16 protein-coding genes and 3 pseudogenes are annotated in these 22990 nt (G+C 37.7%); 10 read left to right on the top strand and 9 right to left on the bottom strand.

Annotated features, from left to right (window positions below):
- Window positions 1-17 precede the first annotated feature (17 nt).
- On the top strand, window positions 18-1040 hold the full coding sequence (locus tag AC0L4E_RS10255) for an OmpA family protein (RefSeq protein ID WP_473679111.1): 1023 nt from the start codon (window positions 18-20) through the stop codon (window positions 1038-1040).
- Window positions 1041-2046: 1006 nt separating this feature from the next.
- On the opposite strand, the gene AC0L4E_RS10250 is transcribed toward AC0L4E_RS10255, so the two are convergent.
- The 4 genes from AC0L4E_RS10250 to AC0L4E_RS10235 form a co-directional block, all read right to left on the bottom strand.
- Window positions 2047-3972, bottom strand: a complete 1926-nt coding sequence (locus AC0L4E_RS10250; protein WP_299569589.1) for an LTA synthase family protein — start codon at window positions 3970-3972, stop codon at window positions 2047-2049.
- 14 nt (window positions 3973-3986) lie between these two features.
- Complete coding sequence (locus AC0L4E_RS10245; protein WP_299569587.1) at window positions 3987-5636, bottom strand: phosphoethanolamine transferase; 1650 nt, start codon at window positions 5634-5636, stop codon at window positions 3987-3989.
- Complete coding sequence (locus AC0L4E_RS10240; RefSeq protein ID WP_299569585.1) at window positions 5633-5998, bottom strand: diacylglycerol kinase; 366 nt, start codon at window positions 5996-5998, stop codon at window positions 5633-5635. The genes AC0L4E_RS10245 and AC0L4E_RS10240 overlap by 4 nt, the downstream gene beginning before the upstream one ends.
- 753 nt (window positions 5999-6751) lie before the next feature.
- Window positions 6752-7771 (bottom strand): response regulator, encoded by a 1020-nt coding sequence (locus tag AC0L4E_RS10235; RefSeq protein WP_299569583.1) that lies wholly within the window; start codon window positions 7769-7771, stop codon window positions 6752-6754.
- 506 nt (window positions 7772-8277) lie between these two features.
- Between AC0L4E_RS10235 and AC0L4E_RS10230 the strand changes: the two genes are divergently transcribed.
- Window positions 8278-8712, top strand: coding sequence for a lysozyme inhibitor LprI family protein (locus AC0L4E_RS10230; protein ID WP_299569581.1), 435 nt, complete (start codon window positions 8278-8280; stop codon window positions 8710-8712).
- Here the strand turns inward: AC0L4E_RS10230 and AC0L4E_RS10225 are convergent.
- Window positions 8712-9046: pseudogene (locus AC0L4E_RS10225) on the bottom strand (HNH endonuclease family protein); the annotation flags it as partial. The gene AC0L4E_RS10230 and the pseudogene AC0L4E_RS10225 sit on opposite strands and share 1 nt — an antisense overlap.
- A gap of 443 nt (window positions 9047-9489) precedes the next feature.
- Between AC0L4E_RS10225 and AC0L4E_RS10220 the strand changes: the two are divergent.
- The 6 genes and pseudogenes from AC0L4E_RS10220 (at window position 9490) to AC0L4E_RS10195 (ending at window position 17477) form a co-directional block, all read left to right on the top strand.
- On the top strand, window positions 9490-9801 hold the full coding sequence (locus AC0L4E_RS10220) for a hypothetical protein (protein ID WP_473679110.1): 312 nt from the start codon (window positions 9490-9492) through the stop codon (window positions 9799-9801).
- Between the two features lie 261 nt (window positions 9802-10062).
- Window positions 10063-13923 (top strand): S8 family serine peptidase, encoded by a 3861-nt coding sequence (locus tag AC0L4E_RS10215; RefSeq protein WP_473679109.1) that lies wholly within the window; start codon window positions 10063-10065, stop codon window positions 13921-13923.
- A gap of 506 nt (window positions 13924-14429) precedes the next feature.
- Entirely contained in the window at window positions 14430-15338 is a 909-nt protein-coding gene (locus AC0L4E_RS10210) for a hypothetical protein (protein ID WP_299569574.1), read from the top strand.
- A 232-nt stretch (window positions 15339-15570) separates the two neighbouring features.
- Window positions 15571-15711: a hypothetical protein gene (locus tag AC0L4E_RS10205; RefSeq protein WP_299569572.1), complete on the top strand. Its 141-nt coding sequence runs from the start codon at window positions 15571-15573 to the stop codon at window positions 15709-15711.
- Between the two features lie 327 nt (window positions 15712-16038).
- A pseudogene (locus AC0L4E_RS10200) lies at window positions 16039-16242 on the top strand (tyrosine-type recombinase/integrase); the annotation flags it as partial.
- Between the two features lie 452 nt (window positions 16243-16694).
- Window positions 16695-17477, top strand: a complete 783-nt coding sequence (locus AC0L4E_RS10195; protein WP_299569570.1) for a hypothetical protein — start codon at window positions 16695-16697, stop codon at window positions 17475-17477.
- Window positions 17478-17539: 62 nt separating this feature from the next.
- Here the strand turns inward: AC0L4E_RS10195 and AC0L4E_RS10190 are convergent, their stop codons facing one another.
- The 4 genes and pseudogenes from AC0L4E_RS10190 to AC0L4E_RS10175 form a co-directional block, all read right to left on the bottom strand.
- Window positions 17540-17728 (bottom strand): hypothetical protein, encoded by a 189-nt coding sequence (locus AC0L4E_RS10190; protein WP_299569568.1) that lies wholly within the window; start codon window positions 17726-17728, stop codon window positions 17540-17542.
- 261 nt (window positions 17729-17989) lie between these two features.
- A complete protein-coding gene (locus AC0L4E_RS10185) occupies window positions 17990-18400 on the bottom strand; it encodes a recombinase family protein (protein WP_473681602.1) in 411 nt (136 codons plus the stop codon).
- A gap of 842 nt (window positions 18401-19242) precedes the next feature.
- Window positions 19243-20259 (bottom strand): IS110 family RNA-guided transposase, encoded by a 1017-nt coding sequence (locus tag AC0L4E_RS10180; RefSeq protein ID WP_473679108.1) that lies wholly within the window; start codon window positions 20257-20259, stop codon window positions 19243-19245.
- A 28-nt stretch (window positions 20260-20287) separates the two neighbouring features.
- Window positions 20288-20920, bottom strand: a pseudogene (locus AC0L4E_RS10175) (IS6 family transposase).
- Window positions 20921-21327: 407 nt separating this feature from the next.
- On the opposite strand from AC0L4E_RS10175, the gene AC0L4E_RS10170 reads away from it, so the two are divergent.
- The gene (locus AC0L4E_RS10170; protein WP_473679107.1) at window positions 21328-21648 is read left to right on the top strand and encodes a hypothetical protein; all 321 of its coding nucleotides are present in this window, start codon (window positions 21328-21330) and stop codon (window positions 21646-21648) included.
- 131 nt (window positions 21649-21779) lie between these two features.
- Window positions 21780-22853: a hypothetical protein gene (locus AC0L4E_RS10165; protein ID WP_473679106.1), complete on the top strand. Its 1074-nt coding sequence runs from the start codon at window positions 21780-21782 to the stop codon at window positions 22851-22853.
- Window positions 22854-22990 lie beyond the last annotated feature (137 nt).

The raw sequence follows: 22990 nt of genomic DNA, 5'->3' as shown, positions 1-22990 counted from the left end.
CTAAGGAACCTATTAAAATGGTTAGAGTTTTACTCTTTAGCTTTGTTGTTATATTAAGTGTGTTCTCTTTTGTCGTTACAGCTAATGATGATATGAAGTCTCTTTTTAGTGAAGCCTACTTGGGTGGTAAAATCAATTACACGAACATAGAAAATAGTTGTTATGACCATTATGATAAATGCGATATTTCTGATTTGGGTTATGGTGTATATGGTGGATATAAAATATCACCATGGTTAGCACTTGAGGTTGGTTTTAACAAGTATGGTCACTATGAAGCACTTTACCAAGATGAAAATATAGAAGCGAATATTAACGGGTATAGCGCTTCTTTATTGATCCCAATCCCGATTCCTAAGTTAGAGTCTTTCGCAGGCTTTATGCGAGTAGGAGGCAGCTATTTGGATGTTAATCGTAACTCCTCCCAAAACTCCTTAATGTCGAATGATAGTGATTTTAGCGTTCTGGGGGCTTTAGGTTTTGAATATTCCTTAAATTCTTCGTGGAGTTTAAGAACTGAGTATGAATATATTCCTAATGTTGGAGGAAGTGAAGGGCATACAGTTTCTTTAGGTGTCAGTTATATTTTTGATTCAGATAACAAAAAATATTATTCAAAAAAGTTTGACGGCGACTATGAACCCCAAATCAGCAAGCCAAAATTCACAGCTGTTTCTAGCGGAAGAAAAGAGCTTGTTAGTCCTCACGAGCCGGTGGTACTTTACTTTTTGACAGACTCTTCCGAACTGACAGCTGAACAGCTGTATGCGTTAATTCCCTTAATTAATTTTATGGGTAAGAATAATGATAGTTTCTTAAAGATAGTAGGCCATACAGATTCTAAAGGTGAGGAAGGGTACAATCTTGCTCTCTCACTGAGAAGGGCTAATTTCGTTTCTAGATATATTGAAGATAAGGGGATCTCTGTAGAACGTATAGATGTTACTGGTAAAGGTGAAAAAATGCCTGTTGTTGGAAATAAATCTAAAGAACAGAGAAAAGCGAACAGGCGAGTTGAAGTCTGGTTAACAGGGAATTAAATTTCTATACTGAAAATATCGAGTCGATTGCTTGTACTAGGTGCATTAGATTTTGAGTCATTTGGTAACATCAAAGCCTTGTTCTGAATTTGTGGCTTGTTTATTTGTTTAATAACATTTCTGGTCACTATGAAGTATCATGTTACTAGCTCTACCATACAGGTCGCATGCAATCGCTAATACTTTGGCTATTAACTTGCTGTCATTCAAATGACATTGCCTAATCAACAGATTTGCTAGCAAAAAAGTCGATTATTACAGCTAAATAGGCACTACGATTGCATTCCATATGTAACTAACATCTCTATATTTGACTTGATTGTGATCATTTCAAATTAATTGTGGGCTAACAAATTCGGTATTGTTAGTTTTGCCTTAGAGCCTTTTTATAAGTATAAGTCGGAAATTGACAACTAACTAGCACTAGATCTTTCATAAACCTGTAACACGGTATGAATCAACTTAAATTTCACTGTTTCACTATCTCTGCAATGGTCTAGCACCTGCTTTCTACTTCTAGAATTCATGTGTGACTTATTTCCGACTCTCAATCTCACATCTTCGACTGTTAGTGAAGTATCTAGAAATTGCCAGTATTTGTAATTACTACGATGAACATCAAACAAATCACATAACAGTTTTATTGAATCTACATGTTAAATAATCTAACACTATTGCATAAGTTGATTTTGGTACTTTGGATGGTTATTAAGTCGACCTATTCTAATTTAAATTGGACTGTGACTGTTAGCTTCTTCATTATAACCTAGTTAATTTTGGCTATGACCTATGACCTATGACCTATGACTTATGACCTATGACCTATGACCTATCCAACAACGTATCTCCTATGACTAGCCATTACACCTATCATATTACTGATATGTGAATGCATCATTTTTATGCTTTCTTTAAAGGGGAGAATATCATTATGCTGTCCGTTGTGTCCTAAGTGAATTTTTATTGATGTAGTGTGGTCCACTGTTCTTGTAATTTTACAGCTGTTTTAATTATCAGATTTATACCAATTATTTTTATAAGCCATGGAGCCAAACAAAGCGTTTGCTTTGGCTCTGTCGATAACACTTTGCTCAACCTGAGCAGGGGTTAACTCATTGCTATCAAAGTTGTACGTGTAACTTGATACTTTTTCGCCGGGAGAGAACACTACTAAATTCTCTCGTGTTAAGTAACCATAGTTTTTATCAAACTGCATCATTACTCGTTCGTCTTCTTTGGCTAACGGTTGCGTCATGTCGCGACCTATCATCGGTGATATGCTATCAACTCCAATCAGAGATAGCAGAGTTAGAGGCATATCAAGATTGCTAACCAAGCGTTCGTCGCTCCTTGGTGCAATGTCACTGCCTAAAATTACGGCTGGAATATGGAAATGGTTAACCGGTACTAATTGTGAACCGTAAGCTCGAGCATCATGATCTGCGATGATAATAAAAACGGTGTCGCTCCAGTATTTAGATTGCTTAGCTTTATCGAAGAATCTTCCAAGTGCGTAATCAGAATATCTTACCGTATTGTTACGCGTGTTATATTCGCTATCATAAGCTTTAATTTTTCCTTCTGGGTACTCAAATGGGCTGTGATTACTTGAAGTAAAAACTAAGCTAAAGAAAGGCCGACTTTTCTTAGTTAATTGAGTAAATTCTTGATGCGCCTTTGTATAAAGATCTTCATCGCTAACGCCCCAAGAACCTTTAAAAGTCGGATTCTGATAGTCCTTCTCTTCAACAATATCTTCAAAGCCATTACCTAAGAAAAAGCTTTTCATGTTATCAAAGTGAGCTTCACCACCATAGATAAATTGAGTGTGGTAGCCTTCATTTTTGAGTAGGTCAGCAATGGTAAAGAAATCTGTTTGGCTTTTACTAAGCTTAACAACGGCACGTGATGGCGTTGGCGGGAAACCTGTGGTTATTGCTTCGATCCCTCGAACTGAGCGTGTGCCAGTGGCATACATTTGATTGAAGGCCCAGCCTTCTTTAAGTAATTTGTCTAGATTGGGAGTCAGAGCTAAACCACCCATTCCACCAACAAAACGTGCTCCCAAGCTTTCTTGTAGAAGTATAACTAAGTTCTTTCTCTTACCTTGAAAACTTGCGATATTTTGATTCAACGTTGGTAAAGAGTTAGGAATAAAACTTGTAGACTTAGCTGAAGACTGTTTCACTAATTCAATGACTTTGTCTTGTGCCATTTCCCCGTAAAATTTTTCTGCGCTGCGCTCTGATTTCATGTTGTTCACAGCGAATAAGAGTGAATATGATGAGTTAAGCACTAGATCGTTCACTAAAGGATCATTTGAAAATGCAACCATTGCAGGGTTAATTGGACGGTGTCCTAGTGTAGATCTTGCTCCTAATACACCAAGTAAAACTACGCTTATCGCGATTACTGGACGCCAGTACCATTTGAACTGCTTTATTGTATTAGTGACTTTCCCGCTCCATAGCCAGCCAAATACTAGAGTGATGGTTGAGCCAAAAAAGCCAATGAATAACTCGAGTTTGTAACCCGTCCATAGCATACTAAAGACTTCTTTCGGATAGATTAGATATTCGACAAACAGGCGGTTAGGGCGTAAATCGTATTCCATAATGAAAGGCGGGGTTGCGAGTTCCATACAAACGAGGAACCACAAGCCGATCACAAGCCAAATACGTAAAGTGAGCCGCCAGATTTTACCTATGACATCGTTCTCCGGAAGAAACGATGCGAATAAGCTTGGCAGAATGAATAGCCAGCATAGTGTCACTATATCAATCCTTGCGCCTTGTAAAATAAGCAATACCCAGCCTTCAGCAAAAGAAACTCGATCTGCCATCCACACAGCAAGTAGAATACGAGATGTCGTCAGCAAGCCAAAAGCGACAAGTGCAAAGACAAGTATTGGTCGTAGTGGACCCAAATTCATATTTTTAAGCCTAGTTATGATTGACGACAAGAACTGAAAATATCGAGAGGTTTTTCGTATTCTTGGGTTTCGATATCCATGATTCCAAGAATGGAGTGGAAGATATTGTCATGTGAATAAATTCCACTTTGAGACTGCTGACTCAAACAATTGTAGTTGATCTGTTTACTGGCTTTAAAACCGGAAGACATCCACATTATTAATGGTACTTTCGCTTGGTGATTGGGCGCTAAGCTATAGGGCATACCATGCAAAAATAGGCCATTCTCACCAAGTGACTCGCCGTGGTCAGATACATACACTAACGCCGTGTTGTATTTATCTTGGAATGACTTCAATTTTTCGATCGTTCTACTGATGACATAGTCGGTATAAAGGATAGTGTTATCGTAAGTATTTACAATTTCTTTGACTGAGCAGTTCTCAATGTCAGCTCGTTGACAATCAGGTAGAAAGGTTGCTTTTTCTCTCGGGTAGCGCTGGAAGTAAGTCGGACCATGACTACCGATAAGGTGTAGTACAATCATTCGATTACCATCTAAACCTTCTATGTCTTTATAAAAATTTTCCAGTAGTGCCATATCGTAACAGGTTTTTTTATTACACATTTCATCTTGGTGAGAGCGATCTACTGTAACCTGAGTAATGTTACGAGCCACTCCTTTGTCACCACCATCATTTTCTTTCCATAATAATGAAACATTAGCGCGCTTTAGAATATCTAGTAGGTTGTCTTGACTGTCTGCTGTTGCACGGTCAAAGTTCTCGCGTGTTAATGATGAGAACATACAAGGAACAGAGACCGCCGTGGCTGTTCCGCATGAGTTAACGTCTTGGAAAGATATGACGTCTAGATCGCGTGTATATTGATTGGTTGGCCTTGTGTATCCGTTTAGCTCATAGTTTTGTGAACGAGCGGTTTCGCCGAGCACAAAAACAAGTAAGTTAGGCTTGTTTTGTGCTTGCTGTATCGCAGTTGAGGTTTGACGGGCATCCAATGCAATCTTGCGATATGGAATAGGCTCAGAGAAGTAAGTATCCTTTATATAGCCAGTTGCACTATAGACAAACTGGGTTGGGATAATCATTTTTTTTAAATAACTATTGTTTCGACCGACAGAGACATAATCCTTATAATACAGACTAGCAATGAGTGCAATAACCGCTAAAGAAGTAAGCATAGAAGCTAATTTAGTAAAGGTTAATTTAATGGGGGAGAATTTTTGACTGAGAGGAGTCTTGAAAACAAGTAAAGCGGGAATGACTCCCATCAATACTGTCCAGATTAGCGAATAATAACTTAAGTATGATGTCGCTTCAGTTGAGTCTGTTTCAACAATATTAACGATCATATCGTAGTCGAACAAGGTACCGTAGTTATAACTTGCATAACTGACCATACTAGAGGTAATCAATAAAATGATAAAAAATGGCTTTGCAATCCATGGCCAGCTAAATAAGTTAAATAAAAAATTTAGGGCAGCCAAAAAGAAAAAGGGGATTGAGATTACAAAGCCTATTTTTACGTTATCTAACTGGCTTAGAATATTGTTAAGCTCCTTATAAATAGGAAGATTAATAATGGTAGTAAAGTAAAAAGCCAGTAGCAAAGTGAAGGTAACAAATGACATGTTACCTTGAATTAATTGATTTTGTTTTTTCATAGTATTTCGATAATAACGGATGCCCAAACTAGTAGCTCAATTGCGAGTGCAACGAAAACAGCAGCTGAGCCAATGTCTTTCGCTCGACCACTTAACTCATGACATTCATCGCCGATGCGATCAACCACAGTCTCTATTGCCGAGTTCATCAACTCAACAATTATTACAAGCAGTAAGCTAAAAATAAGTAAAGTGCGTTCAATGTGATCAACTGGAAGCAGAAAAGCGACACATGTAAAAATGAGAGTTAGAACGACTTCTTGTCTAAAAGCGGCTTCATTTATCCAAGCGGCTTTTAATCCTTTTATTGAATAATCAGTTGCGTCAATAACGCGGCTGATACCTGTTTTTCCTGGTTTCAAATTAAGGCTCCTTAATTTTCCATATCGTGTACTTATTGACAATGTATTTTGAACTTATCATTAACTGAACGAACAACTCAAAAACGTTACTGAGGGCTATATAATCAAGATATTAAATTTCTATATTATCAGCACCGACAAAATGCAATTAGGTGGGTTAAGGGGCTTGGTTCATGCCATTTAAATCCACTATAATTATCGTAAAACGATAATTATAGGAGCATAAATTATAATCTTATGCAATCAAAATAATATATTTATTAGCAAATTGGTCGTAGCGTTCAAGTTTAGATCATCCCTAGTTAGTCAAAAATTTATCTTCATTATCAATGTTAATTAACTGATTTTTTAAGACAAAAAGTAAAGCGGTAGTGAATAGGTTTAAATTAGCTGGGCACTTTAATAATGGGGGATGTTCCAATAAAAGTGTTAAGTGCCAAAATGAACAAAAAGTAGATATACAGCGGAATTTAAACAAGAAGCTTTAGTAATAATAACTGAATAGGTTTACAGCGTAGCAAAGGTAGAAGCGTCTTTGGGCACCACTGATAAATCACTTTCTAACTAGAAAGCTAAGTTTAAAGCTGAGTAATCAGGTGCCAGTTTAAACGAGCTAACCAATTAAGGTCTTCGCAAGGAAATTAAAGAGCTAAGGATGGAAAAAGATATTTAAAAAAGGCCAGTGCTTCCAGCCAATGGAAAACAAGTAATGTTTAAAATAATAAAGATGCGATCTTCGGTACAGCGTCAGTATTAAAAGGTTTCTTCGTGCTTCGCTTTGATTTCTTTCACATCATCGAGTACTGAATGAAACTGTTTTACCAAATCAGGATCGAAATGTTTGCCTGACTCTTTCTCAATTAGCGCCATCGTGTCTTTAACCGTCCATGCTTCTTTATAAGGTCTTACCGAAGTCAGTGCATCAAATACATCGGCAATGGCAATAATACGTCCTTCTATTGGAATATTTTCGCCAGATAAACCGTGGGGGTAACCACTGCCGTCCCACTTCTCATGATGACTAATGGCAATGCGTTTAGCCATTTGCAATAAAGGGTCATCGTGATCGCCGATAATGTCAGCACCGATTTGTGCATGAGCTTGCATTTCTTTCCGTTCATCGGCATTTAACTTACCCGGTTTTTTTAATATTGAATCTGGCGTACCTATTTTGCCAATATCATGCATGGGCGCTGCGTTATAGACTAAATCACAAAATCGAGAAGAGTAACCGGATGAAATAGCTAATAATCTAGCGTAATGGCTCATTCTAATAACATGTAATCCGGTTTCATTATCTTTGTATTCTGCTGCTCGACCTAAGCGGCGAATGATCTCAAATCGAGTTTCACTCAACTCTTTAGTACGTTGGGCGACTTCTGATTCAAGTAAACGTTTTTGATCATACAATGATAGATGATTTTTTACTCTAGCCTTTACCACTGAGGGGCTGACAGGTTTAGTAATATAATCCACGGCGCCTAACTCAAAGCCTTGTGCTTCATTTTCAGTTTCAGATAATGCCGTAACAAATATCACAGGAATGTGGTAGGTAAGGGGATCACTTTTGAGTTTCTGGCACACTTCATGGCCGTTCATGCCTGGCATCATGACGTCTAACAAAATAAGATCAGGAGCCGACTTTCGTGCTAAAGCTAATGCTTTGGCGCCACTAGTTGCGACTTTTAACTTGTAACCTTTACCTAAAATATCAACTAAAATGTCAATATTTTCAGGGGTATCATCAACTATCAGTACCTTCGCCTTTTCCATGTTAAATCCCTATAACTCTTCCTAGTTTATATGACTTAAAAATACTTTTCGGTAAGTTGTAAAAAGCACATCAGTCAATATTTTTACGAATTTTCCCAATATGTTCGACAGCATCTTCAAACTGGTAAGCTTTAATCATTTCGTCTACAGGCTTAAGTTTAGCTCAAGTTTGCTGATTCACCTGTATATTGTCGAGCATATCAGTAGCCAATGTCTAACAGTCCAATAATTTGTCGGGTCATTTGGAAAAAACTTCATAACAGAAAAGTTCAAGCTGAGTTGTCTCAAAGTCAGTTTCATTGTTGTTATCAAGCATCAATAGCTGTGCAAATTGGGCAACATCTCATATTCTACTAATGAGATATTTCAAAAAATATTTACTATCGAATAGCTACCTTCTTGCCTACAACTTCTCTTAACGTTTTATTGCCCACAGACTGATTATTTAGGTATAGTCCTAAATTCTTTATCGGTATTAAGTACACATCTAAACTCAGAAGGAATTTATGAATTACTTTAAAATATGTTATCTATTTTTGTTTTTGTCATTAATCTCTTTTTTTGGGAAAGCCTCGATTACTGAGACTAGTGTTGTTCAAACAACATTAGATATAAATAATATGTCTCTTGTTTCGTATGAAGAGGCCGACAAAGATTTAAATGCGCTATATCAAAAAATCATGGTTGAATTAAATGACCAGTATGAATTAAAAAAGGCACTGAAAATATCAGAGCGAGCTTGGATTAAGTTTAAAGAACTTGATTGTCTAGAATCTGAAAGTAGTATTTGGGCGGATGGAACTGGAAGCACTTCTGCTGTTTATCAGTGTTTTACAGATAAAACTATCACTAGGATAAACACCCTCGTTGACCGGTTTTCTCCCTTTATTGGTCGAATGGAGGCTGAGCCATATAGAAAAAAATACGGAAATAAGAATTAGCATGTGTCTGTATTCAATATTTATTTTCTCAGCACATTTACGGCCTTTAAAAGACTTCCCTTTATTGTTTACACATTGGGGATGACCATCTCGCCATTCACTGAAAGAACGTCCAAATTTCAGCGGGTACGACATGTTCCCACTCAATTTTTTGCTCGTTTAATGTGTTTACTAGTTGTAAAACCATCGGGAGGAACTACCGCTTTTTAGTATCAAAGCTAGCACCACAGTAAAGCGTTTCTCGAAGGTCTTGATATACCTCTCGCTCAAGCATTTTTTTAGCTTTATTAAAAGACTGATTTATTCCATTAACAGCAGTAACACAACTTATCAATACTTAGTACGCTTTTTAGTGCATTCATATCCCAACGTTTGAAACGTTGCACTAGCATTCTATTGAATGACTTATAACCCATTCCAATTAAAATTCGGTTGTATAACTTTTTGTTTTTTCATTTAACACTTAATATTTATTGGAACATCCCCCCTCATTATCAAAGTGTCCTGTTCAATTTAAACCAATCACTACCGTGTTGATTTTGTGTTAAAAATTAATTGACTTTGATAGTAAAGAGAATATTCAGATTAACTAAGGAGCTCTTAACTTGGTCGTTACGGCAAACTCCTTAATAATTGATTGCATTGTATTCTAACTTATGTTTTTATTGTTATTATTACAATAATTATCGTTTCGCGATATTTAAAAGTGTTTAAATGATATGAACCAAGCTCTTTAGCCACCCAGTTGGTGTTGAGCATAATAGTATGGAAAATGGTATGTTTGGATTATTTCGTCTTCGTCAACAAATTGTTGAAACCCAAAAGCAAAAGTTGCACGGTGATGTGTCTTTTGCGCAGCTGATTTCCATCTATATATCTTCCTTTGTTGTCTCAGCTATTGTCCCTATCTTTCTCTCGTTACACTCGCAAAGAAACCGTTCGGGGTTAATAGCTCCTGAAAAGGAGTGTTCAAAACATTTGAAAACCGCAGCGACAACATTGAAATATAACATGTCTCTGAAAGCGATGTTGTTAAAAGGACTCGCCATTCGTAACGTCCGTATGACGGTGAAGTGTGACGTCCTATGAAGAGTTAAGTGAGTATCTCATTGATGAATTGAAAGCATAGCTTGAGTTGGTTCAGTCTGAGCAGATTATTAAGAGGTTTTTTATGAATATAAATTATCGTTTAGTGATGAAACTTAGTCACGTGGACTACTAGTGGTAAAACTTTCCTGTGCGGAGCATTGCTAATGATTGAGATGTCAATCATTAGCAAAATATCAATTTAATAGTGCGGACTGACATTCAGATTAGAGTAACCGTAAAAACTAAAATAAGGACATTACTGTGAAAACTAAGTTATCAATAGCTATTTCAGCAGCTTTAATTTCTAGTGCTACGATAGCAGGAGAGGTACAGTATTCTACAAATTCATACAGCCCTGAAATACTTTCTGTAAAGCAATATAAGAAAGCTTTATTAACCTCAAAAAAGGCTTCTGCACAAAGATTTATTATTGAATTAGAATCTCCTTCTCTATCAATGTACAAGGGCAGAATGTCAACGATTGCTGGGACAGTTCCTGCAAAGAAAGGTCAAAAAATTAATGTTCAGTCATCAGAGGCTCAGTCATATTTAAGACACTTAGTTCAAGAGCAAAATAAATTTGCATCAACACTATCTAAAGTCTTTGTTAATGCGAAAGTTGAACGTCATTTCCAAACATTATTCAACGGTGTAACGATTGTTGGTCAAGGTCTATCAATTGATGCACTAATGGCTATTCCTGATGTTAAAGCTGTTTACCCTGAAGTTATGTATGAAACCAACATGGATGCTTCTCATGAAGTTATCAATAGCCAAGCAATGTGGACTGCAATTGGTGGAAAAGAAAATGCAGGTAAAGGCATTAAAGTTGCTGTTATTGATAGTGGTATTCGTCCAGAAAACCCTATGTTCGCAGATAATGGTTTTGCAGCACCAACAGGCACAATGCCAAGTGACGATTACTGCTCAACTGTCGATACGACTTTCTGTAATAACAAGCTAATTGTTGCTCGTTGGTCTCAACCTACTTTCCCTGTATGTCCTGATGAGCACATGAGCCCACTTGGGTTTGGTGGACACGGAACTCACGTAGCAGGTACTGCAGTAGGTAATAAGATTAGCACTACTTATAAAGGGGTTGATGTTGAACTATCTGGCGTCGCTCCCGCAGCTTACTTAATGGCGTATAAAGCGCTTTACAAAACAGAAAATTGTACGAAAGCATCAGGTTCAAACATCATGCTGATGGAAGCGCTTGAGCATGCTGTAAATGATGGCGCTGATGTAATTAACAACTCTTGGGGCGGTGGTCCTGGTGGTAACCCTGCAAATAGTCCATATAAAACAATGTTTGAAGCAGCTGAAGCTGCGGGAATTGTTGTTGTATCTGCAGCAGGTAATGATGGTAATGCTGCTAAAACAATTGGGTGCCCAGCTTGTATTGAATCAGGTATTACAGTTGCAAACAGTACCACTGGTCGCTTCTTCGCAAATAGTTTCAATACTGACGGCGATGAGATGTTAGCTATTGAAGGCGATAATGCCCTATTAGAAACAGATATTTCATTGCCAATAGTAGCTTCAATGAATATTGACTCTGATAACTTTGAAGGTTGTACTCCATTTGATGCAGATGTATTTAAAGGGAGCATTGCACTCATTTCTCGTGGTAAGTGTGCATTTGCCGATAAAGCTGCAAATGCACAGGTTGCTGGTGCAGAAGCTATGGTTGTTTATAACAATAAGGCTGGTGCACCTATTAGCATGCATATGCCGGATGCAACGTTACCAGCTGTTATGATCTCTCAAGAAAATGGTAAAAGTGTATTAGATTCTGGAGCTATCTCTGGTACAATTTCTGCACAAGTTCAGCGTATTGTCACTAAGCTACTAGCTGATAATATTGCAACATCAAGTTCACGTGGTCCAAATGGTAACGAGAATATTCTTAAGCCTGATTTAGCTGCGCCCGGAACTAACATCCTTTCAGCTTTCTCTCCAGATGATGGTGGAGAAGACTTTAACATGATCTCTGGTACAAGTATGGCAAGCCCTCATGTTGCTGGGGCTGCTGCAATGATGACTCAACTGCACCCCGACTGGACTGCTACAGATATTAAAACAGCGCTGACATCGACTTCTAAGATAGAGGGCATTTGGGGGGATGATGCTGCGACACCTGCGTCACAGTTCGCCATGGGAGCTGGTCGTATGGACCTTGATGCTGCTGCAAAAGCTGTGCTGACTTTCGACAAACCTTCTATTGCAGCTGATTCTTGTGTTGGCCCTTGCACTTTCACTCGCACTGTTTTCAATAAGAGTGACGAGAAAACATCTTGGAACTTAACCGCTTCAACCGATATTGCTGCTATTACTGTTTCACCAACTACTCTAGATCTTGATGGTGGTGCATCTGCAAGCTTTACGGTAACTGTTGATTCTACCTTTACTGACTATGGCTCTTGGATTTTCGGCAACATTATGCTGAAAAGCAACGAAGGCAAACAAGATGCTCACCTCCCACTAGCTGTTATGGCAAAAGAGTCTAGCGATTCATCTCTTGTCTCTGCAGTGACAACAGCTACAGATATTAAAGTTAGCGATGAGTTTCCAATCAAAGCCGTTGTTAACAACTCTTTATTTAAAAATACAGTAACGGTTAAAGCTTACACCCCAAAAGGTACATCATTAACTTCAGCAGACGATGTTGTTGTTACATCTAAAGGGACGACTCAGAACGGTCTAGAGATTAATGAAGAGTTAGGTCTTGTTACATGGGTTGGTAGGTTAGATTTACCTGAAATAGGCATGAGAAAAAATAGTAATGATAAGCCTAGTATTTTTGACTTAGGTATAGAGAATGTTCCGGCGTGTAATGAAGGATGTGATGACACTAGCTTTACTATTACAGTTCCCTCATATAAATACAATAATGAAATTTATTCTAGTATTACTATATCGACTAATGGTATGGCAATAGCCGGCGGGTTATCAAAAGCTAATACTGCGCGTAATAAAAAGCTTCCTGATAATGGAAATCCAAATAATGTAATGGCTCCATTCTGGGCTGATTTCGATCTATCCGATGGCTCAGAAGGAGATGCTGGCGGAGGTAAATTAGGCTTTGCTATTGTATCAACAGGTACAAAAAATTGGATTGTTGCGGAATGGAATGAAGCGAAGCTCTTTGGGGATTCATCCGATGATAAATACTCGTTTAGTTTATGGATCGAAACAGGTAATGAAGAAAATATAAGCTACAATTATCTTACTATACCATCAATGCCAACGAAGGTGACAATTGGAGCTGAGAATTCTACTGGAACTGTCGGCACTACATATCATTATAATGGTGAAGGGAGCTCAATTAATACAGGAGATAAGCTCAATTTAACAAACAAACCAGCAGGGCGCTTAGAAATTGATTACATGGTTAAAGCTACATCATTTGACGCAGGCCAGGCTGATTTGGCTGAAGTAGAAGAAGAAGGTACTGTTGATTTTAACGTACTAGACAATGATATAGCAGATCAAAAAGTAGCCCGTGTATCAATTACTGGTGACGGCATGACAGCCAAAGCACAACGTCTTATCGATGTTACTCCAATAGGTAAGCTTGGCAAAGTATCAATGGTTACAGAGCCTGAAAATGGTGAAATAACTCTAGCTGTAGACGGTACTGTTAGTTACACGCCAAATGATGACTTCTTCGGCAAAGATAGTTTTACCTACACGTCAGAAGATGAAGATGGCAATATGAATAAAGCTACTACCGCCACTATCACGGTTACTAACGTCAATGACGCTCCAACAGTGAGTCCTTCTAGTATGTCTAGTGCAGAAGGTTTTGTAGTAACAGCTAACGGTAAAGATGTAGATGGTGATGCTCTAACTTACACATGGACGCAAACAGCTGGTACAGATGTTACGTTTACAAATGGTGGAGAATCTATCTCATTTACAGCTCCTAGTGGTAATCAAGCTCTCATTTTTTCTGTCTTAGCATCTGACGGTCAACTTTCAAGCAAAGCTGGCACCGTTACTATTCCTGTAATGAAAAAAGAAAAAACTTCTGCAGGTTCAATTAGTTGGTTGATATTTCTATTTCTTTCATTTATAGGTATTGGTAAGTATGTATTAAAAAATAAAAGCGCTATCTAATGCTAGGTTAGTTATTTGACAAGCATTGAATTTGATAATTTCAGTGGCTTTGTTCCCTAAATCAAATTAGTAAGCAAAGTCACTATCTTTTAATTGTTATGCAAGTTGTAGAGACTTTATAGGGTTATTATGCCACGATTAAAGGATTTGAAATGATGAATATGTTTAAGAAAGGGCAGTCAATATGGTCAAGGAACGACAGGTGAGAGCCGCTTAATGACTGATGCGTTGACTCATTATTGATAACGATTCAAGTGAAACCAGTAATTTGATCTCTTAATTAAATATTTGCAACAGTGCCTAAAGAATAGAGTCTCTAGCAGATATTTCACTTAGGAATGAAATTAAATCTCGATATAAAAAGTAAACCTTTTAGGTCTTGGTAAAATATACACACCATCAAATACATAACTCTAAAATTTACTTAAGGGTTGTATTTTACATAGCATATCGGCATATTAAAGCGTTCTACATTAGACATGTTTTAATAAATAAGGATATTTATAATGTCATTCAAAAAAATCGCCATTTTCGGCCTTTTATTTTCATCAGTAACCTCAGTATCTTCACTAGCAGCCGACTCCATTATCGCTGAATGTGCAACTTGCGAAACAGACTCGCAATTTTATACAGCCGCAAGAAGAAACGCAGTTCTAAATCAAACCTTATCAATCAATATCATAAATTTCGAGAACTATGAATTTAGAAAATTTAGAGTCTCTAAATCCTCGTCTATAGAATGCGAATATGACAGAGAACCAGATGGAGAAGGTGGGAGACAACAGATTTGCCGCAAGAAATATCAATACTCAACAATACCAACATCAATCACAAATAAAGAGTTAAATCAATTTACTGATTTAGCGGATGCGATGAATGACGCTAGAAAATATTACTCTCAACGCTCAATAGCAATACCTTCAGAGGTTGTAGAAAGTGGATATGAGTTAATTGGTGCAGGTTATGTAAAGAGCAGAGTCACTGACCATTTTAATAGCATGCCTCTAAAACGAAGTATTCTCGAAAAAGCAGTAATAGCTGGTGCCGCAGCTTCAAGCATGGTTGAAGTAGGAGGTATCAAATTTAGCATGCCTGCATTAGTTTTTACTTTTTCTGACGGTGTAAAAGCCTACGCGACCCTTGATTTTTATGACATGGATGATAACGCACATTTCAAATTCACAAAATTAATTGATAAAAATGGAAATATAATTGATTTTACAAAATCAAATCCTTTTGTTGAAAAAACTTACACCTTTGAAGGAATGTCAGTCGCTTCATGGTCAGTATTTTTCAAAGCGATGAGTGCATACGGCTTAACCGTTCGAGGCGCTTCAAGCAAAGTAGTTCCAAGAGGAAGCGTAACTGTAGTTGTTTGTAGAAGTGGAGATAAGGAGTGTACACATATTAACTAATTAACATGTGTTGATATATTTCCGCATAAAGAAATATCCGGATATATATTTTCCTAGTAGAGATACTTCTCCACCAAACACATATTAAGGCAAGTTAAAAATGTCACATTATTTTCCAAGATAGAAATGTCACATATTCATAATAATTGTGATATTTCCATTGAATTGTTTCTTTTGTAATCCCATATCAAAATTAACCCTGCATTCTACATGGGTATAATTAGGGGGAAACATGGCTTATTATTACGTCAATAAAAATGCTCAAGCTAATGGTGAACATGAAGTGTACACTGGTAATTGCTCTTACCTACCGGTAGAACATAATCGGATTTATCTCGGTAATTTTGCAACTTGCCAAGAAGCCATTAGATAAGCAAAAAAAACTATTCAAAGTCCAATGGATGTTTTTATTGCTCAAGAGATTGTCACACGTCATAAGGAAAACTGTTAATGGAGAAGGTGTGTAACACATTTCTTCATTAACTTTTTAAAAATAAGCATAATGTTAAGAGTTGAGTTATTCAGATATAGTCATTACTGCGCTTACACGATGATAAAAAATAATGACCAACAGGCGAAATGTAAAAAGTAAAAAAACTGGCGCGACAGATAGTCATGAACGATAAAGATTTTCTGACAGAAAGAGAAATTAAGCTGCTGTTGTCGGCCACCCAAAAAAGGCAGACATGGATCACTTGACTATTTAATCATCCTTATGATGTACCATCATGGATTAAGACTCAGTGAAACCGTTTTATTAAAGCGCTGTTATGTTAATTTAGCTCAGTCTCGTTTATGGGTTAAACGTTTGAAAAATGGTCTTTCTGTTGAACAGCCGATTGATAGTGAAGAACTCAGAGCAATTAAAAGATATCTTAATGGCCGTGATGACATGTTGCCATAGCTATTATTAGTGAGCGACAACAAGCACTCTCCAAGATTATCTCGGCTATAGAGACCCAAAACCGTTCATTACACCCGAATAGCCAGTATTCATTTTGAAGGTATTTGGGATTAAATACAGCTTAATCTCTCGATGAACTTGGCTCAAACACCACATCGGAGAGGTAAACTGGATTCATAGACAGTCTAGGCGCTTTACGATTCGCCATCCTCATGTTTCTATTTCGGAGAGGCTCATCCACGCGTTCATCCTGACTTTGTTTGTAGTGGTCAACTAATATTGGTCGCTACAGTGTAAAAAGTTAGCATGAGGTGTTTTCAATTTAAAAAGGAACTTTTAAGATCTATAAAAACTTAGCCATAGCAATCCTTTTAGGCTTATTTTCCCAAACTTCTTCTGCCTCCGAAGAAATCTCTTCTCTATGCAAAACCTGCGTAACAGAACAACAATTCATGTCTCACGCTCGTTCATTGTTATCAGAAGAGGGAAGTCTTATTACACATATTTTTAATATGCCTAATATAGCATATAAAAAGTATCGAGGTTCTAAAACAGGATACGTTGAATGCGAGAATGTTCACGAGCTAGATGGTGAAGGAGGTCGACAACAAATTTGTAGAAAGAAATACAAATACGTAATAACAGAAATGCCACTTACTAACCAACAGCTTAGCGACTTCACAGCTTATGCGTTAGACTACAATGATACCGAGAAGCTTTTTCAAGAAAGAGCTGTTGAAGTTCCAAGAATAGTACAAGGTACTGCATTTGACTTAATCCAGAATAGCTATGCGCAAGGAAAAGTAATTTATTATTTCAATAACAATGCGCCTTTTAGTAAATATTACTCTGAGAAAATGGCAGTTGTTTTAGGCAGCTATTCTAAAGTCCTAAATAATGTACCAACGGCATCAGTACCACCAATAGCTTTTCGCTTTGACGATGACACAATTGCTTATGCAGTATTGGACTTTGTCGATTCAGACGATAAATTTCATTTTAAATTTATAAAAATTGAAGATAAGTATAACTTTATAGATTTAAGAGAGAAAAACCCTTTTACCGGAAGCTATACGTTTGTAAATTTTTCTCAGTCAGCATGGTCAGCATTTCTCACAGCTTTAAATCATTCTGGACTTATGATTCGCGGAGCTAAAGAAAGCATAATACCAGAAGGAACAGTAACTATTGTTCCATTATGCAGCTCAGGAAAAGTGTGCCCGCAACCAGAATAAATAAAAGCTGATAATTTGCCTTTATTAGGACTCTAATACTAAACCGTATTGGAATGCTCACCTTAAGCCCCAAAAACAGCATCAAACAATGTACAGAGGAAAGCATCAATGCTTTGAACATAATCTATGGTAGTGCTCCATAGCAACTTTAATGTTCTCAACTTTTTTACCCAAGTAACTACCTCTGGAGAGCCAAAGGACATATCCATAAGAACATTAATTTCTAATTTTAAGTACTCCAGCTCTTCCATTAATTCAGCTTTAGATTTCATCCTAAAGGTAATATGCTGTTTTAGTCTTGCTGAGAACGTAAATAAACCGCATTAGATTCGACTGGAGAGTAGTTCCTATCAACCATATCAGTAGCGTCTAAATGTGTAATTAGCGCTTTAATTACACCCTTGTACTTCTCTGGAATACGCATAACCACGGTGTTTTCGTATTTTGGACTAACGGGGCACTTGAACAGAAACTTACGGTTTCACCTGACACTTTCGAAATCTAGCCGTAATTCACTTGCCCTTACTGCTCTCGATATACTTATAGAGGGTTGGTTTAGAAATCCCCATCATCTCGCAGATTTGATCTACCATATGTACCTTTTCGTCATAAAGTTTCACTGCTAAAGCCTGCTTATCTTTGCTAAGTGATTTAGGCCTACCACCTTTTCGACCTCGTGCCGCTAAAAGACCTGCTTGAGTTCGTTCCCGGATCAAGTTCCGTTCAAACTCAGCTAGTGCACCGAAAATATGGAAAACTATCTTTCCAGAGTTCGATGATGTGTCGATAGCTTCTTTAAGGCTCTTTAAGTCAATCTCTTTAGATTCTAATAATATCACCATTTCAATCTGGTCTTTGAGTGAACGACTCAGTCTGTCTAATCGCCAGACCACTATGGTGTCACTGGCTCTCGCGTACTGCAGAACTTGATGTAATCCTGGACGTTCTGCTTTGCTTCCATAAGCCTATCTTCATAAATTTATTCACATCCAGATTGACAGAGTGCATCTCGTTGCAAATTAAGACTTTGATCGTCTGTCGAGACTCGCACATAACCAACCAGCATGAACTTCTCTTTCTCCAAGCTATTTTCTCTAGCTTAAAGTTAAATAACTCATTATGTACCAGCTTATATTAACATTGATATATTTACCGAGTATATTTACTTAGTTTGTTCTGTAAATTCATAGCCTTCTAAAGAGAGCTGCAGCCAGTAAATAAAACGTGGATTTTATTTACTCTGTCGTTCATTAAGAAATCTGTGATATAGTAATAAAAGGTATTACCTATTAAGAAGAGGGATTAAAATGGCGACATCAGTAAAAATGGCTCTGTTGCAAATAAGGGGCGTGAGTGAATGAGCCACAAGGGGAAATCAGCCCCTCATCAATGATTAGTGACTAGACAGCTCTCTCCTACTGTTTCTTGCCCGTATTGCCACATTTCCAATTTCCCTTTCTTGAACATATGCATCACTCCAAATCCTTTCAGCGTGGCATACGCCGTTTATATGGACCCATCCGATTTGCAAGATATTTGATATGAATTCTGAGAATAGTTCATTGCCCCCATATATTCGGCCTGTTATTGAGCAAATGCTCTGGCCCTGATGGATATCTGCTTTTACTGTCCTTATCATCCTTGCGGCTTCTTTAGAGCCAATGGCGTATTAAGGTTTTCAGTAAATCAGTCTGACTGTCTCTTCATCAAATCAAATGTCTTAGCAACTTGTGGGGTAGATTAAATTTTTGTTCATTCCAGCCGTTTAAAGTGCCAATTTGTATTCTTCCTCACGAGCAGCGATGACCCATGCCATTCTCGCAAGCTTATTGGCAACAGCAACACAGGCGGTATTGAATCCTCGTCTTTCTGCCAATGCGATAGCCCAGCGACTAAACTTATCTGATTTATTACCAGTGTGTTGTAAAACCGTTCTGGCTCCATGAATAAATAAGGTTCTTAAATAAGCATTGCCACGTTTACTTATTCCCATGAGGTGATCTTTTCCTCCACTACTGTGCTGCTTGGGAACTAGACCACACCATGCAGAAAAGTGTCTGCCATTATTAAAATCTTTACCTTCTCCAGCAGCTGCATAAAATGCTGTTGCAGTGATAGGGCCGATACCTGGAATGCTTTCTAATCGCTGACAAACTTGATTGTGTTTTGTCTCTTGTTGTACCTGGATATCACAAGATTTAAGCCGTTCTTCAATAGCATTAAATTCTTCATATAGTTGATAGAAAATAATTCTACCCTTGGTTGTTAATTCATTATCGGCATTCTCTAAAATGTCGGGCAATTTTGACCTAAAAGACGCTTTTCCTTTTGAGATAACAATGCCATATTCAGTGAGCATTCCTCTAACCTGATTAATCAACGCTGTAGACTGCTTGTTCAGCCTTTCTCTCATTCTATGTAGCATTTGAACATCTTGCTGCTCTATAGGTTTAGGTTGTACAAATCGCATGTTAGGACGTTGCGCTGCTTCCGCGATAGCCAGTGCATCGTTGTAATCATTTTTATTACCTTGGCGGTAAGGTACGACATATTGAGGGGCTATTAATTTGACTTTATGACCGACTTTTTCAAATTCTCTAGCCCAGTAATTTGCGCCACCACAGGCTTCCATTACGACAAGAGAAGGCTCTAATTGGGTAAAGAAATGAATCAAGTCTTTACGCTTAATCATTTTCTTTTTGACGAGCTTGCCAGCTTTGCTTACACCAACAAAATGAAAAACAGACTTTGCGATATCTAGACCAATTGTAGTAATGTTCATAGTGGACCCGTCCTCTTTCTGATGAGTTTTAGCAACTACATCGTGGCCCATTGTGAGGCCGATTTAAAGTGGATGGGTCCATTCCATTATTCATGCTCTTAAATCCACGGATTGGGTGGATGAGTCGTTTCAGTTTTCCATGATCCGCTTCAACAGCATTGTTTAAGTATTTAACTTGGCGGTGAACCAACTTATTTGGGCATTTCCTTTGAGTTTTTAACGCTCGGATAGCTACGCCGTATGCCGGCGCTTTATCAGTATTGAGCACATTGGAGTACTCCCAGCTTTTCAGCCCTCTCAATGCCTTTGCTAAAAAGAGCTGTGCCGCTTTAGCATTACGCGTAGTAGACAAAAGAAGTCGATAGTGTTTCCACGTTTATCAATCGCTCTATAGAGGTAAACCCACTTTCCTTTGACTTTAATATACGTCTCATCAACTTTCCTACTCTAACATGAGCGTGGGCGCCAATACCATCTGAGCTTTTCTTGAATGAGTGGAGCATACCGCTGAACCCATCGATAGATTGTTGTGTGGTTAACATTGACACCGGCTCTCCCTGCATATCTTCAAGCTCACGATAACTGAGGCCGTATTTACAATACCTCGAACGGCCCAAATAATGATGTAGTATTTGAAGTGGCGATGCTTAAAGATGTTCATGGTGGATTATCTCAGTTTAAAGTGGTACTAGATTAACCTGTCATGCTTTATTTGCAACAGAGCCTATAATTTTTGTTTTTTCATTTAACACTTAATATTTATTGGAACATCCCCCTCATTATCAAAGTGTCCTGTTCAATTTAAACCAATTCACTACTGTGTTGATTTTGTGTTAAAAATTAATTGACTTTGATAGTAAAGAGAATATTCAGATTAACTAAGGAGCTTTTAACTTGGTCGTTACGGCAAACTCCTTAATAAATTAATTGCATAGTATTTTAACTTATGTTCTTATTGTTATTGTTATAATAATTATTGTTTTACGATATTTAAAGCTGTTTAAATGATATGAACCAAGCTCTTTAGCCACCCAGTTGGGTGTTGAGCATAATAGTATGGAAAATGGTATGTTTGGATTATTTCGTCTTCGTCAACAAACTGTTGAAACACAAACACAAACACAAACACAAACACAAACACAAACACAAACACAAAAGTTGCACGGTGATCTGTCATTGGCGTTAGCGATTTATATTTATATTTCTTCCTTTGTTATCTTAGCTATTGTTCTAGTCATTGTAATCTCTCTGTCTTTTTCTCACGATGCTCGTAAAGATACTGACCATGGTTATCTAGTCCCCAATAAGGGCCTAATCAAAACATTTGCCAACCGTAACGGCAACGTTGAAATATTACATATCTCAGAAAGCCACTTCGCCTTAAATTAATATCATCATTAATGAGTTGAAAGCGCAATTTGCAATTGCTCAAAACCAATTTAGGCAAAGGCTATCAAACAAGATTTAACAATGTTTAGGACTGTGCTGTTTTGCTTATTCTATTTTTAAGGGGTGCTTATATGTCGCTATCTCACAAATTCCTATTTGTTCCAGTGTCTTCTTCAGAAGGCATGGGTGAATATATGCGCTCTTTAACCATCGCCAATGAAGTTAAGCAACGCTGGCCTGATGCTAATATCCAATTTATTATAAGTCGTCAGGCACCCTATGCATTCACATGCCCATTTCCTGTGGCACTTTTAAATGATACGCCGACAAAAAATATTAAAGCGGTAAATGACTTCATTTCTTTTTTTACACCAGATTTTGTGTTCTTTGATGCGTCTGGTCGTCGCTCACAGTTGGCTCATGCCAACAAGTTGGGAGCGAAAGTAATATTCATTAGTCAACATAAACGTAAGCGCAGTAAAGGGATGAAGCTGTTACGAGCGCGAGTCACTGATAACCATTGGGTGGTACAGCCTGAGTTCATTATCGGCACGGTTAGTCCGTTAGATAGGCTAAAGCTTAAGTTCATTAACAAACCTGAGCCGACTGTTATCGGTTCGGTGTTTGCAAATCCAGTTGCGCATCGGCAATCAGAGTTACTTAAGAGACTAAGTTTAGTCGCAAATAATTTTATATTGTTTAACGCTGGTTCTGGCGGGCACCAAAATAGGCAAGGTCATTGTATTGAGGTGTTTGCGATGGCTGCGGCAAGAATTTACCAAAAAACAAAAATACCATGCGTGGTAATTTTCGGCCCTAGTTACCCTAAGGCAATGTCTGAGTTTGAAGGTGTCATTAATATTAAAGAATTAATTCATGTTGATTTTATGGATCTTCTTGATGCTTCGAAAGCGGCCGTGTTAAGTGGTGGTGATACACTTTTACAGGCTATAGCGTTAAGAAAACCGACAGTATCGGCCGCTGTGGCTAAAGATCAGAATTACAGAATTAGATTGTGCCAAGAAAGAGGACTCACAGTGTGGAGTAGCGTTACAGCTAATGAGATAACTTCAAGACTGCTTACTCTTATTCAACCTGAGAGTGCTCAACAACTCTATATTGCTTTGACGCAATATGAATCGACCAACGGCTTAGATGTAGCAATGGAAGTGATTACTGACTTAATGAGCGAGCAGAGCAAATGAATAAAACAAAATAGCGATGGTTATTACTAGTTCTCTTTAACGTTAACGTCTGGTGAACTAGAGTGCTTTGCTCAAACTTTTTAAAGAGTTTTCATAATCAATAGCTAACAATGAATAGTTATGGTTTTAGAATCATG

The organism is Shewanella sp. GJ50-10 (genome assembly GCF_055808815.1).
Note: the sequence above shows the minus strand (reverse complement) of the source record. Positions and strands in the feature narration are given on the sequence as shown.

Coding starts and splice junctions, on each gene's coding strand:
- AC0L4E_RS10255 (WP_473679111.1), top strand. CDS start 18: ATGGTTAGAGTTTTACTCTTTAGCTTTGTTGTTATATTAAGTGTGTTC.
- AC0L4E_RS10250 (WP_299569589.1), bottom strand. CDS start 3,972: ATGAATTTGGGTCCACTACGACCAATACTTGTCTTTGCACTTGTCGCT.
- AC0L4E_RS10245 (WP_299569587.1), bottom strand. CDS start 5,636: ATGAAAAAACAAAATCAATTAATTCAAGGTAACATGTCATTTGTTACC.
- AC0L4E_RS10235 (WP_299569583.1), bottom strand. CDS start 7,771: ATGGAAAAGGCGAAGGTACTGATAGTTGATGATACCCCTGAAAATATT.
- AC0L4E_RS10230 (WP_299569581.1), top strand. CDS start 8,278: ATGAATTACTTTAAAATATGTTATCTATTTTTGTTTTTGTCATTAATC.
- AC0L4E_RS10220 (WP_473679110.1), top strand. CDS start 9,490: ATGTTTGGATTATTTCGTCTTCGTCAACAAATTGTTGAAACCCAAAAG.
- AC0L4E_RS10210 (WP_299569574.1), top strand. CDS start 14,430: ATGTCATTCAAAAAAATCGCCATTTTCGGCCTTTTATTTTCATCAGTA.
- AC0L4E_RS10205 (WP_299569572.1), top strand. CDS start 15,571: ATGGCTTATTATTACGTCAATAAAAATGCTCAAGCTAATGGTGAACAT.
- AC0L4E_RS10195 (WP_299569570.1), top strand. CDS start 16,695: ATGTCTCACGCTCGTTCATTGTTATCAGAAGAGGGAAGTCTTATTACA.
- AC0L4E_RS10190 (WP_299569568.1), bottom strand. CDS start 17,728: ATGGAAGAGCTGGAGTACTTAAAATTAGAAATTAATGTTCTTATGGAT.
- AC0L4E_RS10180 (WP_473679108.1), bottom strand. CDS start 20,259: ATGAACATTACTACAATTGGTCTAGATATCGCAAAGTCTGTTTTTCAT.
- AC0L4E_RS10170 (WP_473679107.1), top strand. CDS start 21,328: ATGTTTGGATTATTTCGTCTTCGTCAACAAACTGTTGAAACACAAACA.
- AC0L4E_RS10165 (WP_473679106.1), top strand. CDS start 21,780: ATGTCGCTATCTCACAAATTCCTATTTGTTCCAGTGTCTTCTTCAGAA.